Origin of the sequence: Virgibacillus sp. NKC19-3 (assembly GCF_019837165.1) — a bacterium.
Taxonomy (GTDB): domain Bacteria; phylum Bacillota; class Bacilli; order Bacillales; family Amphibacillaceae; genus Virgibacillus_L; species Virgibacillus_L saliphilus.
The window spans coordinates 2,380,700-2,394,252 of sequence record NZ_JAGYHC010000001.1 but is presented as its reverse complement, the minus strand read 5'-3'; the positions used below and the strand labels follow the sequence as shown (position 1 = coordinate 2,394,252).

Here is a 13,553-nt window from a genome sequence, read left to right as displayed (position 1 = left end):
TTTTTATATTCCGACACCTTTCATAATGAAATCTAATAGGAATAGGAATGAAATAACTAGTAAAGCCGAAGTTAATTCTTTTTGTTTTCCCATTGCTATTTTTACGATTGGATATGCAATAAATCCGAATGCCATCCCGTCAGCAATACTGTATGTGAATGGAATCATAACAATGATTAGAAGTGCTGGCATAGCTTCAGCTAAATTATCTAAGGGAATCTGGCGAATATTTTGGACCATGATCATCCCAACAATGATTAAAATAGGGCTAATGGCAGTATTCGGAATTAGGCTTATCCACGGAATGACAAACAAGGTTCCTAGGAACAATAGGCTTGCTATGATTGCTGTTCTCCCCGTTTTACCACCTGCTGCGATTACCGCAGCATTTTCAGCCGATGAAACAGTAGGTGATGTGCCAAAGAAGGCGCAGGTCAATGTTGAAAAGGCTGTTACTCGATAAGCCTTGCTGTAGCTTTCATTTCGATTCAGCATATCAAGTTGTCCATGAAGTAATCCCATATTCTCGAAAATGAGTACCATGGCAAGTGGAAATACTGCCAACCAAAACGCCAGCTCCCAACTGCTGAAAACGAAGGGATAAAGAATAATTGCAGCTGATTGAATGCTATAGCACTTCCGCTTTCCCCTGAAGTATCAATAATACCGAAGAAAGAAGCAAGGATAGTACCACAAATCATTGTAATCAAAAAGTTAGCAGGAATATTTTTAATAAATAAAAATATTGCCAGGAATAATGTTAATAAACTAACAATTACTGTTGGCGATGTGAAATCTCCAATTGCAATGACACTATTATCTCCGTCTACGACAAGACCACTTTTTTCTAGTCCGATTAGAATAAGATATAAACCTAAACCTGCTGTAATACCATGCTTTAACGATTCTGGAATAGCTTCTTTTAATAAAAATCCTAGTTTCGTAAAAGCTGTCACAAAAAAGATACTAGCAGCTAGCAACACGGCTGCCAAACCTTCCTGAAAGGTGAGCCCCGTTCCTTCTACAATGGAATAGGCGAAGAGAGCGTTAATTCCCATGCCAGGAATGAGAATTAATGGTAATTTGGTAAATAACCCCATTAATAGCGTTCCAATAAAACTAACAAAGATAGTGGCTATCATTCCACTTTCTAAAGAAATTCCGGTTTCACTAAGTATCGATCCATTAACAATTACAATGTATACTGTTGTAAGATAACCGGTTAATCCTGCAATACATTCGGTGCGGAAATTCGCCTCTGGTTGCAATTTTGATTCCTGCTTGTTATAAGGCATATATTTTCCTCATCATTAAATTGTCCCTCTCCCGCCCGATTATAAAAATAATCCACAAATAAGTATTATAACGGTTTTTCTTTTCATTGACAATCAAGCGAATGAAATATTGGGGTTACATTGATATAAAGTACTGTCCAACACAAGAGGTTGATGCGGAGTGGGTTAACTCAAGTGGCGTGACTATGGCTCTGTCTGCGCCTGACGGCTGGTCACTCACTAAGTCTTCTTTATCATTGGTGCTTTCATGTGCTTCTATAGTTTGGCATTGGTGGATAGGCTGTTTCTGAATAATCATTCGTTCATGCAACGTTTTAGACATTTTTATCATTAAACAAGGCCAAAGAAAGATATGATACAATACCTTTCTCTGGCCTAGTTGATGGATTTAAGGCTCGCTAGGGAAACGCTTTACTTTCCTTTGGACTTGAGAGCTCTTGCTAGTTGTTCCCAACACTTACATTTAAATTGTCAAATGCGTTTACTGCTGCCTGTGCTACTTGAACATCATGTTCGACAGAGCTCCCACTAACTCCTACGGCGCCTATAACCTTATCATCTTTTATTAGTGGGAAACCGCCGCCAAAGACAACAAGTCTTCCGTTATTTGTGGTATTTATTCCGTATAGTTCAGCGTGAGGAACCGTTGCTTCAGCTAGATTAGAAGTTGGCATTTTTAATGCAACAGAAGTCCAAGCTTTATTTTGGGCAATATCGATGCTTGCAAGCCAAGCATCATCCATACGATGTGTGGCAATGAGATTACCCCTTCGTCTAAAACGGAAATAACCATGGAAACACCAATATTATCGGCCTCTTTTTCAGCGCTTTCAATTAATTGTTTTGCAATTACTAAATTGATTTTACTCATAATGAATCCTCCCTTTATTTTAAATAGATTACAGTGTTAACTTTTAAAAATTACGCCAGCGTTTCCCAAGGATAATGACGAATTTTTTACTACTCCGTCATTACGCTTTTCATAATCAGAAGAAATTTGGTCTAATGGATCATTTCCCCCTTTCATCCGTATTAATTAAACACTATAGGATGTTATTTCTTACCACCATCATAAGCGGTATCTGCCATCAGGTAAAATGACTAATATTGATATTTGTTATTAGTAAAAATGATAACCATTTCGTTTTTCCTATAAAGGGACTGGCCCATCGTTTGTAACACTATATAAGGACGGATGATCTATACTGCTGAAATCGTTAATCGTCTCAACGAATTTCTCCATCGTATTTGTTAGATAGGCATCTGCTCGTCTAATAAACACGGTTGTAATATTACTATATCGATTAGGAATGGAGTGACAATGTATAAGTCCTGCTAATTCTAGGTGATTTACTACGGAATGGGGGACTAGGCTGATGCCGAGCCCAGAAACAACGCTTCCCAAAATAGTTTCTAATGTGCCGAATTCCATCACTTTTGCATGAAATATTCCTTCATCACGAAGCCAAGTTTCTAAACGTTCACGATAACTGCAACCCGAATTAAAAACGAGGAGAGGCATGTTTTTAATGTTGTTAGAATGGCTGCCTTTATTATCGGATATTAAGACCAATTTTTCTTGAAAAACGTCAACTTGTTCTAGGTCTGGGTGTGTACCAAATCCTGTTACAAAAGCACCGTCTAGTTTACATTTTAAAACTTGATTGATAAGGTCCTTTGTCACACCAGTTTTTAGTGATAAATCTACGTTGGGGTATTTTTTGTGATAGTTGGATAAAATTGTTGGGAGTTTCATAACGGTTTCAACTGTTCCGATCTCTAAAGAGCCAGAAGGATTATCAGAATCATGGAACGCCTTGTTCGTTTTGTCTACCAGGAATAAAATTTTCTCGGCGTAGGATAAAAGTTTTTTCCCTTCTGAATTCAATGTTGTTCCACGGCTATGGCGATGAAATAATTCCGTTTGTAAATTTGATTCTAATGACTTTATTCTAGCTGTTATATGGGATTGAACATAGCTTAATTCATTTGCTGCTTTACTAATGCTACCATTTTGTGCAACGCTTTGAAAAATAAGCAGGTCTTTAAATTCCATTTACGATCCTCCCTAAGAATGAAGTCAGTTTCTGCTATTCAGTAATAATGATGGAAGCCATCGTTTCTAATCATTATACAAGAATATAATTTCATTTTATAATAAATTCAAATATTAAACAAATTTTTATTATTGAAATAGTATGTTGGATATTGAATATTATGTTGAAACCTCGCTGAACCAAATTGTATAAGTAAATAACAAGGAGGAATTTAGATGACAAATCATTATGACGTGATTGTAGTTGGAGCTGGTTCGATGGGAATGGCTGCTGGATATTATTTAGCGAGACAAGGCGTCAAAGTATTACTGGTGGATGCTTTTGATCCTCCACATGACCAAGGCAGTCACTATGGTGACACTCGAATTATTCGTCATGCATATGGAGAAGGAAGAGAATATGTTCCGCTTGCACTTCGGTCTCAAGTATTATGGAATGATTTAGAAAAAAAGACACATCATAAAATATTTATGCAAGCTGGCGCCATGGGATTTGGTGAAAAAGGAGATGCTCCTTTTATTGATGAAGGAATTGCCAGTGGGAAAGCGTATAATCTGGACGTTGAACGCTTTACCGGCGCTGCGTTGAAAGAACGTTTTCCGGGTTTACAAATACCCGATAACTATGATGCCTTTTATGAACCAAACTCGGGATTCTTGTTTAGCGAAAATTGTATTCAGGCTTATCGAGATTTAGCGGAACACCATGGCGCTGAATTTTCAATTAATGACCCGGTTAGAGACATTGAAGCATATGATGATTCTGTGAAGGTAATGACAGAAAAAAGCATATTTACAGCTGATAAATTGGTGATTAGTGCTGGATCTTGGAGTGGGAAAATAGCAGCTAAAGTTGGTCTTGACCTACCTCTCGTTCCTTCACGTCAACCTGTGGCCTGGTTTGAAGCAAATGAGTCATTATTTAATGCAAACGCCTTTCCTACTTTCATGGTTGAAATTCCAAATGGTGAAAACAGAGCAATATATTATGGCTTCCCAAGCTTTGGTGGTTGCGGGGTAAAAGTAGGAAGGCATGAATATGTTGATGCCATAGATCCGGATACAATGAATGGTGAATTTGGATCAAATGAAAACGATGAAGGTCATATACGTGAGTTCTTGGATAAATTTATGCCTAAAGCATCCGGAGCGTTAAAGAAAGGCGTGATTTGTAAATATACAAGAACTCCAGACGGTCACTTTATCATTGATAAGCACCCGGTACACGCTCATATTTCTATTGCTGCCGGATTTTCGGGGCATGGATTCAAATTTGCGAGTGTTGTAGGAGAAATTTTATCTCAATTAACCATTTCAGGTCGAACAGATCATGATATTTCCATCTTTAGGTTAAATCGCCCCGGTCTGATGGGAACTAAAGTTGCAGGAAATGAAAGGAAATATTTTAAATGAAGGGTCAACATCAGAATCTATGGTAGAAATAAATATGCTATCGAAAGTTAGCTAGCAGAGAAAGGACACAGTGATTCCTCGAAAATACAAAGCCATTTTCTTCATGCGATGTCATGCAGCCCTATCCTCCCTCGTCCTATGAGAGTTGCGCAGTGTGAAATCTCACAGAAAGCGGTTTTTTTCGGCACAGGTATAAGTGCGACTTTACTTCTATCTTCGCCTGACGACTTGTTCAAAGATGATAAGGCGTACAAATTCAATTTGAATTGCGATGTGTAATCAAAATAATGATTGTCATCGTTTTTTTTGTTATAATCTACAATAAGCTGACAAAAGGGTGGGTATATCAAAATGAAGTTTAATTCCGTATTTGATATCATTGGTCCAGTAATGATTGGACCGTCAAGTTCACATACAGCAGGTGCAGCCAGGATAGGAAAGGCTGCGCGTAATTTATTTGGGGAAGAACCAAAATGGGCAAAAATTCATTTATATGAATCATTTGCGAAAACGTATAAAGGACATGGAACTGATTTTGCTTTGGTAGGAGGGTTACTTGGTCTTGAAACAGATGATCCTCGTATGAGTCAGGCAGTAGACATAGCAAAATCGAGAAATATAAAAATTGAATTTATCGAAGATAGCGCGAAGGCAAATCACCCGAACACAGCAAGAATTATTATTGGAAATGATACGAAAGAAATGGAGTTAATGGGAATTTCCATTGGTGGTGGAAAGGTCGAAATCACCGAATTAAATGGATTTGAATTACGTTTATCCGGAAATCATCCTGCCATTTTGATTATGCATAATGACCGTTTTGGTGCGATTGCATCAGTTACAAAAATTCTTGCAAAATATGAAATTAATATTGGTCATATGGAGGTTAATCGAAAAGACGTTGGAAAAGAGGCGTTAATGGTTATTGAAGTAGACCAAAATGTGGAGGATCATATTTTACAAGAATTAGAGAATGCCGATCATATTATACAAATATCAAAAATTGTTAGCTGAATCGCCCTCAAATTTGCCTAACAATCGGTTATGGAGAGGAGTTTTCCTATGTTTCGTAGTGTAGCAGAATTGGTAGAAATAGCTGATACGAAGGGCATATTACTATCTGAGGTTATGATACTTCAAGAAATGGATCAAAAAAATCTGTCTCGTGCGGAAGTTTTCGCGAATATGGAAAAGAATTTGGACGTGATGGAGAAAGCAATTGAGGACGGACTTCAAGGTGTTGAGTCCGTTACTGGATTAACTGGTGGGGATGCAGTCTTAATTCAGAACTATATGCGTGATAAGACGCCACTTTCCGGCAATTTGTTAATGGATGCCGTTAGTAAAGCAATGGGTACAAACGAAGTAAATGCAGCGATGGGTACAATTTGTGCTACGCCTACTGCAGGAAGTGCAGGCTGCGTCCCAGGTACACTTTTTGCTGTGAAAAATCAATTACATCCAACACGTGAACAAATGGTCCGATATTTATTTACATCAGGGGCGTTTGGCTTTGTTGTTGCTAATAATTCATTTATTTCCGGTGCAGCAGGAGGCTGTCAAGCGGAGGTAGGATCCGCTGGGGCGATGGCGTCTGCTGCAATTGTTGAAATGGCAGGTGGAACTGCGCAGCAATCAGCTGATGCATTTGCCATTACACTGAAGAATATGCTTGGACTTGTATGTGATCCTGTAGCAGGGTTAGTGGAAGTTCCATGTGTAAAAAGAAATGCGGCAGGTTCATCTCTTGCGATTGTATCTGCAGATATGGCGCTGGCAGGGGTGACAAGCAGAATTCCTTGTGATGAAGTAATTGGAGCCATGTATCGCATTGGTAAACAAATGCCATCCAGCTTACGTGAAACCGGCGAAGGTGGGCTGGCAGACACACCGACAGGTCGTTTGTTAAAAGAAAAATTGTTTGGAATGTCTATATAGAAAGAGTGATAAATCATGCTGCGTGACTCCGTAACACAAATGAATGGCATAGGGGAAAAGTTTGCTGCAGATTTAGCAGCGTTACATATCTATACAATAGAAGATCTATTACATTATTTTCCTTATCGATATGATGTGTTTGAAGTTAAACCGCTTGCTGAGTTAATTCATGAGGATAAAGTTACCATTGAGGGTAGGGTTGTTCATGAACCCTCCCTCGCTTTTTATGGAAAAAAGAAGTCCAGACTTACATTTACTATAGAAGTGGAACAAGTAGCTATAAAAGCGGTGATGTTTAATCGGGCCTTTGCCAAAAAGCAAATAAATCCGGGAGACACTGTAACATTAACAGGGAAATGGGATGCGCATCGTCTGCAAATTACGGTTAGCCATTATAAAAAAGGTGCTGCGGGAGATCGGGCAACCATTCAACCGATGTACTCAATAAAAGGGGAAATATCGAGTGCTAAATTAAAGAAAACGATCCAGCAAGCTTTAAGGGATTATGTACATGAAACGACAGAGCTTCTGCCGGAGCGTTTTCTGGATGCATATAAGTTACCTGATCGAAAACAAGCTTTAAGAACCATGCATTTTCCCACAAATAGAATAGCACTTAAACATGCGAGACGACGATTTATCTATGAGGAATTTCTATTGTTTCAACTTAAAATGCAGCTTCTAAGGAAATTAAAACGAGAAGCTACTCAGGGTAATGCACAGCACTATGATGCTGTTAGAATACAGGGTTTTATGAATTTGTTCCCATTTGAGTTGACAAAAGCACAACAAACATCGTTGAACCAGATTTTAGCTGACATGAAATCTCCATACAGGATGAACAGGCTTCTACAAGGCGATGTAGGGTCAGGAAAGACTGCTGTAGCTGCAATATGTCTATACGCATCGATTACTGCAGGAAAGCAAGGGGCATTAATGGTTCCAACGGAAATCCTTGCAGAACAGCACTATCACTCATTAACGAACTTATTTGGAGAAAAAGCAACGATCGTTCTATTAACAGGTGCGGTAAAAGGGAAAAAAAGAAAAGAAATAGTAGCTGCTATTGAAAATCATCAAGTTAATATTGTCATTGGAACCCATGCTCTTATACAAGATGATGTTATTTTTGATGATTTAGGATTTGTTATCGTGGACGAGCAACACCGTTTTGGTGTCAATCAAAGGCGAGCTTTACGAGATAAAGGGCTTTATCCTGATGTTTTATTCATGACGGCAACACCGATTCCTCGTACACTAGCGATTACAGCCTTTGGAGATATGGATGTTTCGGCAATTGATGAAATGCCACAAGGCAGAAAAGAAATAGAAACCTATTGGACAAAGGAAAATACATTTGAAAGAGTACTGGGTTTCATTGAAAAACAGATTTCTTTTGGTGAGCAGGCGTATGTCATTTGCCCACTGATCGAGGAGTCCGATAAATTGGATATTCAAGATGCGGTTGACCTTTATAACCAATTGTTGGATTTTTACCCAGATGATGTAAAAATTGGTCTAATGCATGGCAGGCTTTCTACAGAAGAAAAAGAGGGTGTCATGAAGCAATTTGCAGAAAATGACATTCAGATACTTGTTTCTACAACTGTTGTGGAGGTCGGCGTCGATGTTCCAAATGCAACGATTATGGTCATTTATGATGCCGAGCGATTCGGCTTGTCACAGCTTCATCAGTTAAGAGGAAGAGTTGGCAGAGGAGATAAGCAAAGCTATTGTATTTTAATCGCTGATCCAAAAGGCGAGATAGGAAAAGAAAGAATGCGTGTCATGACAGAAACAACCAATGGGTTTGAGTTATCCGAGCAGGATTTAAAATTAAGGGGTCCAGGGGACTTTTTTGGGAAAAAACAAAGTGGTATTCCGGATTTTAAAGTTGCTGATATGATCCATGATTACAGGGCACTAGAGACAGCGCGTAATGATGCGCAAGAAATTCTTGAAAAAAATTTGCTGGAGGAAGATGAGGAATTTTATCAACTAAATCAGTACTTGGAAAACAGCTCTTTTTTCACAGATAAACTAGATTAAAAGCCCCCCTTGCATAATTAATAGCAGTATTATATATTACTATTAGTACCAAGTCATAAACGCTAGATTATGTTGTTGGATGGTGCCATATATATGAAAAGAACAAAAGCAGAACGTCAACAAGCTTTAAAAGAAACTATTGCGGAGACACCATTTATAAATGATGAGCAACTTGCTCAAAAGTTTGCAGTAAGTATTCAAACGATACGCCTTGACCGCATGGAGCTGTCCATTCCAGAACTTCGGGAGCGGATTAAATCCGTTGCAAACAATCAAATTAAAGCATTACCAATGGAAGAAGTTATTGGTGAAATTATTGATTTGGAATTGGATAAGCGGGCGATTTCCATTTTGGATATTAAATCAGAGCATGTATTTTCCCGTAATAAAATAGCGCGGGGTCATCATTTGTTTGCACAGGCCAATTCACTTGCTGTCGCAGTCATAAACGATGAGCTGGCCCTCACAGCAAAAACAGAGCTTAAATTTACGCGGCAGGTAAAAGAAGGTGAACGTGTCATTGCCAAAGCGACCACGGAAGGGAAAGATGATAAAGGTTTCAGAATCGTTAACGTGAATAGTTTTGTAGAAAATGAGCAGGTATTGACAGGGCTATTTTACATGTATCAAACACATGAACAGAAAGGGGAATCGCTTAAGTGAGGTTAGCAATTGATGCCATGGGAGGCGATCATGCACCCAAGGAAATCGTACTGGGTGCGATGGAAGCTATTTCTCAAATAGATGATTTGCATATCACCTTAATAGGTGATGAAAATATGATTAACGCTCATTTATCCAATACAACAAACATGGATATTATACATACAGAAGAAGTAATAACAAGTGAAGATGAGCCTGTTCGAGCGGTTCGCCGTAAAAAAAGATCCTCGCTTGTTTTAATGGCAAAAGAAGTTAATGAAGGCCGAGCTGATGCTTGTATTTCGGCAGGAAACACCGGAGCATTAATGAGTGCAGGCTTGTTTGTTGTTGGGAGGATACCCGGGATTGATCGGCCTGCGCTTAGTCCGACACTTCCTACTATCGACGGGAAGGGTTTCCTGTTATTAGATGTAGGGGCAAATGTTGATGCAAAGCCTGATCATCTTGTTCAATATGCAGTAATGGGATCCATTTATACGGAGAAAGTACGTGCACAACAAAATCCGACAGTAGGCCTTTTGAACGTAGGAACGGAAGAAGGTAAAGGAAATGACCTTACAAAAAAGGCGTTTTCCTTGATGAAAGATGCACCTATTAATTTTATAGGAAATGTGGAAGCCAGAGATATACTAAGTGGAGCGGCTGACGTCGTTGTGACAGATGGATTTAGTGGAAATATCGCATTAAAAACAATTGAAGGTACAGCAATGACAATGTTTTCAATGTTAAAGGAAACGTTTATGTCTTCCATGAAAACAAAAATGGCAGCAGGCATGGTGAAAGGTGATTTAAAAGGGCTAAAAACAAAACTGGATTATTCGGAATATGGTGGTGCCGGCCTGTTTGGTTTAGCATCACCTGTCATTAAAGCACATGGATCATCCAATCAAAGAGCGGTTTTTAATGCGATTAAACAAGCTTGTCACATGGTTGAATATAATGTGACAGATAGGATTAAAATGACCGTTGAATCCTTGGACAAAGAAGAGAAGGAGGGATCTCAGTGAAGCGTGTAGCTTTTATGTTTCCAGGACAAGGTTCACAAGCAGTTGGTATGGGGAAGGTATTCTATGATCGTTACCCGGACATGAAAGAACTGTATCAGGAAGCGAATCAGACGTTGAATAGAGATATTACCAAGCTTATGTTTGAGGGACCGAAAGAGGAGTTAACAGAAACTGAAAATGCACAGCCCGCACTGTTGTTATCGAGCATTGCGATACACACATTACTTTTAAAAGAACAAATTCAACCAGTTATGACGGTAGGTCACAGCCTGGGGGAATACAGTGCGTTAGTTGCAGCAGGATCAATTCCTTTGGAAAAAGCTTTACCCCTTGTAGCCACCCGTGGTAAATTAATGGAAGAAGCTTTCCCGAAAGGCCAAGGAACAATGGCGGCAGTGCTAGGTCTTTCTGAAAAGGAAATAGAAAACGCTCTGCAGCAAGTAAGTGAAGATTACATTGTTGATATTGCGAATTTAAACTCTCCAGGACAAATTGTTATTTCCGGGTCCAAAGAGGGGATCGAACAAGCTTCTGCCATTTTAAAGGAAAATGGTGCGAAACGTATTCTTCCGCTTAATGTCAGTGGGCCATTTCATTCCAGGTTAATGAAAACTGCAAATACCGCATTTACGAGATATTTGGATGAGACGGAAATAAAGCCCGCTAGTATTCCTATTTATGCTAATGTGTCAGCAGCACCTGTAACGGAAAGTAATCAAATAAAAGATCTTCTCATTAAACAATTGTATTCTCCTGTACGATTTGAAGAATCGATTCGACACATGATGGATCAAGGTATTGACGCCTTTGTAGAAGTTGGTAATGGAAAAGTGTTGAGTGGTCTGGTTAAAAAAATAAATCGCAGGATACCTACATTTGCAGTACAAGATATAGAGTCAATGAATGATTTTATTTCATGGTACAGGGAGGAATCATAATGTTAAAAGGTAAGAACGCTTTAGTTACAGGCGCGTCACGCGGAATTGGCCGAGCAATTGCAATTGAGTTGGCCAAGCAAGGTGTAAATATAGCGGTTAATTATGCTGGAAGTGAAGCAAAAGCGAAAGCTGTTGTAAAAGAGTTGGAAGAAATCGGTGTAAAAGCATTTAACATTCAGGCCGATGTGGCTAATGAGACAGATGTAAAAAACATGGTGAAGGAAGTGGTCCATCAGTTTGGAAGCCTGGATATTTTGGTAAATAATGCTGGGATCAATAAAGATAATTTATTAATGCGCATGAAAGAGGAAGAATTTGATCAAGTTATAAATACAAATCTAAAAGGTGCCTTTGTGTGTACAAAAGCAGTCACGAGGCAAATGATGAAACAAAAGAATGGCAGAATTATAAATGTTGCATCGATTGTCGGCGTTAGTGGAAATGCCGGACAAGCGAATTATGTAGCTGCCAAAGCAGGTGTCATTGGTTTGACGAAGACAACAGCAAAAGAATTAGCAGCGCGTAACATACTTGTAAATGCTGTAGCTCCGGGATTTATAACAACCGATATGACAGATGAATTAACCGACGAACAGAGATCCAGCATAGAAGCGTTGATTCCGTTGGAAAGACTGGGAACTCCAGAGGACGTAGCAAATGTTGTAAGATTTTTGACATCCGAGGACGCCAATTATATCACAGGGCAAACCATTCATATTGATGGCGGTATGGTGATGTAGCTTTCGAAAAATGAGTTAACTAAGTCATATTAAAGTTACGCAACATATTATCGAATGATAAGCAGCGAATCGCTTCGTTGCTTGTTTTTCCACTTTTTACGCGCGTTTATATTTACGTGAAAGGAGGTGAAGTCAGTGGCAGATGTGTTCGATCGTGTAAAGGCTATTATCGTTGATAATCTTGATGTAGAAGATTCCAAAGTAACCATGGCAGCCTCTTTCAAAGATGATCTTGAGGCAGACTCTTTAGATGTGGTAGAGCTTGTTATGGAGTTGGAAGATGAATTTGATATGGAAATTGCAGATGAAGAAGCTGAAAAAATAAATACGGTTGGAGATGCTGTAAACTACATAAATAGTTTACAGTCCTAGCTAAATAGAAAGTCCCGCATTCGCGGGACTTTCTATTACATCCTTGAGACAGAGGTGAAGATCGGGTATGAATGTTACTCAATTAGAAAAGCAAATCGGCATTACATTTAGTGACAAAAATTTATTAAGACAAGCTTTTACACATTCATCTTATGTGAATGAGCATCGTGGAAAATCATTTTCGGATAATGAACGGTTGGAGTTTTTAGGCGACGCTGTATTGGAATTAGGTATTTCGCAGTATTTATATCGGGAAAATAAGAACATGCCCGAAGGAGAAATGACAAAATTACGTGCCTCGATTGTTTGTGAGCCTTCCTTGGCTAATTTTGCACGTGATCTACAGTTTGGTGATTATATTTTGCTTGGTAAAGGGGAAGAACAAACGGGTGGCCGTGATCGTCCGGCTTTACTTGCAGACGCATTTGAAGCCTTTCTGGGATCATTATATTTAGATCATGGATATGATAAAGTTCTATCTTTTCTAAACGAACATGTTATTCCGAAAATAACCACAGGTGCTTTTTCGCATGCGATGGATTATAAAAGCCAACTGCAGGAATTAGTTCAGCAGTATAAAAATCAATCCATTGCCTATGAAATTGTCGAAGAAAAAGGCCCTTCACATGATAGGGAGTTTGTTGTTCACGTTATTATTAAAGATGAAATGGCGGGAGCTGGCATGGGCCGGACCAAAAAAGAAGCAGAACAACGTGCGGCAAAGGCAGCGCTCGATAAATATTCATGAAAAATAGAGGCAGGGGCAAAACAAAAGTAAAATTTATAAAGCATTTTTGTTTTACCCCTGCCTTATGTAATGATTCAACTTTTTCTTACAGATCGCAATTCTTCTATAAAAGCTTGTTTTTCAGCTGCACTTAAGTTGGTTTTTTGTGTAATCATATCATACATGAGCTTCAAATCATCATATTTATCTATATCATAGTCATCCGGATCCATGATCTTCCGGTTAACAACCCCTAAATGGTCAGCTAATTCATGAAGCAACAATTTTAAATTTTCTTTTGATGGATATTCTAAATTCACGTTAACACTCCCTTATTTTTATGAATAGCGATACT

The 13,553-nt window shown here is 38.8% G+C and carries 12 protein-coding genes and 2 pseudogenes; 10 read left to right on the top strand and 4 right to left on the bottom strand.

Features of this window, described 5'->3' with window-relative positions; all coding sequences use genetic code 11:
• Nucleotides 1-3: 3 nt before the first annotated feature.
• From KFZ56_RS11600 to KFZ56_RS11590, 3 genes and pseudogenes are all read right to left on the bottom strand, one after another.
• Nucleotides 4-1,295, bottom strand: a pseudogene (locus KFZ56_RS11600) (NCS2 family permease).
• Between the two features lie 440 nt (nucleotides 1,296-1,735).
• Nucleotides 1,736-2,166, bottom strand: a pseudogene (locus KFZ56_RS11595) (GlcG/HbpS family heme-binding protein).
• Between the two features lie 279 nt (nucleotides 2,167-2,445).
• Entirely contained in the window at nucleotides 2,446-3,351 is a 906-nt protein-coding gene (locus KFZ56_RS11590; protein WP_222642084.1) for a LysR family transcriptional regulator, read from the bottom strand.
• A 216-nt stretch (nucleotides 3,352-3,567) separates the two neighbouring features.
• Between KFZ56_RS11590 and solA the strand changes: the two genes are divergently transcribed.
• The 10 genes from solA to rnc all read left to right on the top strand — a co-directional run bounded on the left by solA (nucleotide 3,568) and on the right by rnc (nucleotide 13,219).
• Nucleotides 3,568-4,764 (top strand): N-methyl-L-tryptophan oxidase, encoded by a 1,197-nt coding sequence (gene solA / locus KFZ56_RS11585; protein WP_222642083.1) that lies wholly within the window; start codon nucleotides 3,568-3,570, stop codon nucleotides 4,762-4,764.
• A 351-nt stretch (nucleotides 4,765-5,115) separates the two neighbouring features.
• Nucleotides 5,116-5,778, top strand: coding sequence for an L-serine ammonia-lyase, iron-sulfur-dependent subunit beta (gene sdaAB, locus KFZ56_RS11580; protein WP_222642082.1), 663 nt, complete (start codon nucleotides 5,116-5,118; stop codon nucleotides 5,776-5,778).
• A 48-nt stretch (nucleotides 5,779-5,826) separates the two neighbouring features.
• A complete protein-coding gene (gene sdaAA / locus KFZ56_RS11575; RefSeq protein WP_222642081.1) occupies nucleotides 5,827-6,702 on the top strand; it encodes an L-serine ammonia-lyase, iron-sulfur-dependent, subunit alpha in 876 nt (291 codons plus the stop codon).
• Nucleotides 6,703-6,717: 15 nt separating this feature from the next.
• Nucleotides 6,718-8,751: an ATP-dependent DNA helicase RecG gene (gene recG / locus KFZ56_RS11570; RefSeq protein ID WP_222642080.1), complete on the top strand. Its 2,034-nt coding sequence runs from the start codon at nucleotides 6,718-6,720 to the stop codon at nucleotides 8,749-8,751.
• A gap of 93 nt (nucleotides 8,752-8,844) precedes the next feature.
• The gene (fapR, locus tag KFZ56_RS11565; RefSeq protein WP_222642079.1) at nucleotides 8,845-9,414 is read left to right on the top strand and encodes a transcription factor FapR; all 570 of its coding nucleotides are present in this window, start codon (nucleotides 8,845-8,847) and stop codon (nucleotides 9,412-9,414) included.
• Complete coding sequence (gene plsX, locus KFZ56_RS11560) at nucleotides 9,411-10,421, top strand: phosphate acyltransferase PlsX (protein ID WP_222642078.1); 1,011 nt, start codon at nucleotides 9,411-9,413, stop codon at nucleotides 10,419-10,421. The genes fapR and plsX overlap by 4 nt, the downstream gene beginning before the upstream one ends.
• Complete coding sequence (fabD, locus tag KFZ56_RS11555; RefSeq protein ID WP_222642077.1) at nucleotides 10,418-11,359, top strand: ACP S-malonyltransferase; 942 nt, start codon at nucleotides 10,418-10,420, stop codon at nucleotides 11,357-11,359. Before plsX ends, fabD begins: the two co-directional genes overlap by 4 nt.
• Nucleotides 11,359-12,099: a 3-oxoacyl-[acyl-carrier-protein] reductase gene (fabG, locus tag KFZ56_RS11550; protein ID WP_222642076.1), complete on the top strand. Its 741-nt coding sequence runs from the start codon at nucleotides 11,359-11,361 to the stop codon at nucleotides 12,097-12,099. The genes fabD and fabG overlap by 1 nt, the downstream gene beginning before the upstream one ends.
• A 135-nt stretch (nucleotides 12,100-12,234) precedes the next feature.
• Nucleotides 12,235-12,471, top strand: a complete 237-nt coding sequence (gene acpP, locus KFZ56_RS11545; protein ID WP_222642075.1) for an acyl carrier protein — start codon at nucleotides 12,235-12,237, stop codon at nucleotides 12,469-12,471.
• A gap of 67 nt (nucleotides 12,472-12,538) precedes the next feature.
• Nucleotides 12,539-13,219: a ribonuclease III gene (gene rnc, locus KFZ56_RS11540; protein WP_222642074.1), complete on the top strand. Its 681-nt coding sequence runs from the start codon at nucleotides 12,539-12,541 to the stop codon at nucleotides 13,217-13,219.
• A gap of 74 nt (nucleotides 13,220-13,293) precedes the next feature.
• Here rnc and KFZ56_RS11535 read toward each other — a convergent pair whose 3' ends face one another.
• Complete coding sequence (locus KFZ56_RS11535) at nucleotides 13,294-13,518, bottom strand: DUF1128 family protein (protein ID WP_222642073.1); 225 nt, start codon at nucleotides 13,516-13,518, stop codon at nucleotides 13,294-13,296.
• Nucleotides 13,519-13,553: the final 35 nt, after the last annotated feature.

Excerpts from the sequence above, each read along its gene's own strand:
- sdaAB (WP_222642082.1), top strand. The coding sequence starts at position 5,116 with ATGAAGTTTAATTCCGTATTTGATATCATTGGTCCAGTAATGATTGGA.
- recG (WP_222642080.1), top strand. The coding sequence starts at position 6,718 with ATGCTGCGTGACTCCGTAACACAAATGAATGGCATAGGGGAAAAGTTT.
- solA (WP_222642083.1), top strand. The coding sequence starts at position 3,568 with ATGACAAATCATTATGACGTGATTGTAGTTGGAGCTGGTTCGATGGGA.
- KFZ56_RS11590 (WP_222642084.1), bottom strand. The coding sequence starts at position 3,351 with ATGGAATTTAAAGACCTGCTTATTTTTCAAAGCGTTGCACAAAATGGT.
- rnc (WP_222642074.1), top strand. The coding sequence starts at position 12,539 with ATGAATGTTACTCAATTAGAAAAGCAAATCGGCATTACATTTAGTGAC.
- sdaAA (WP_222642081.1), top strand. The coding sequence starts at position 5,827 with ATGTTTCGTAGTGTAGCAGAATTGGTAGAAATAGCTGATACGAAGGGC.
- fabG (WP_222642076.1), top strand. The coding sequence starts at position 11,359 with ATGTTAAAAGGTAAGAACGCTTTAGTTACAGGCGCGTCACGCGGAATT.
- fapR (WP_222642079.1), top strand. The coding sequence starts at position 8,845 with ATGAAAAGAACAAAAGCAGAACGTCAACAAGCTTTAAAAGAAACTATT.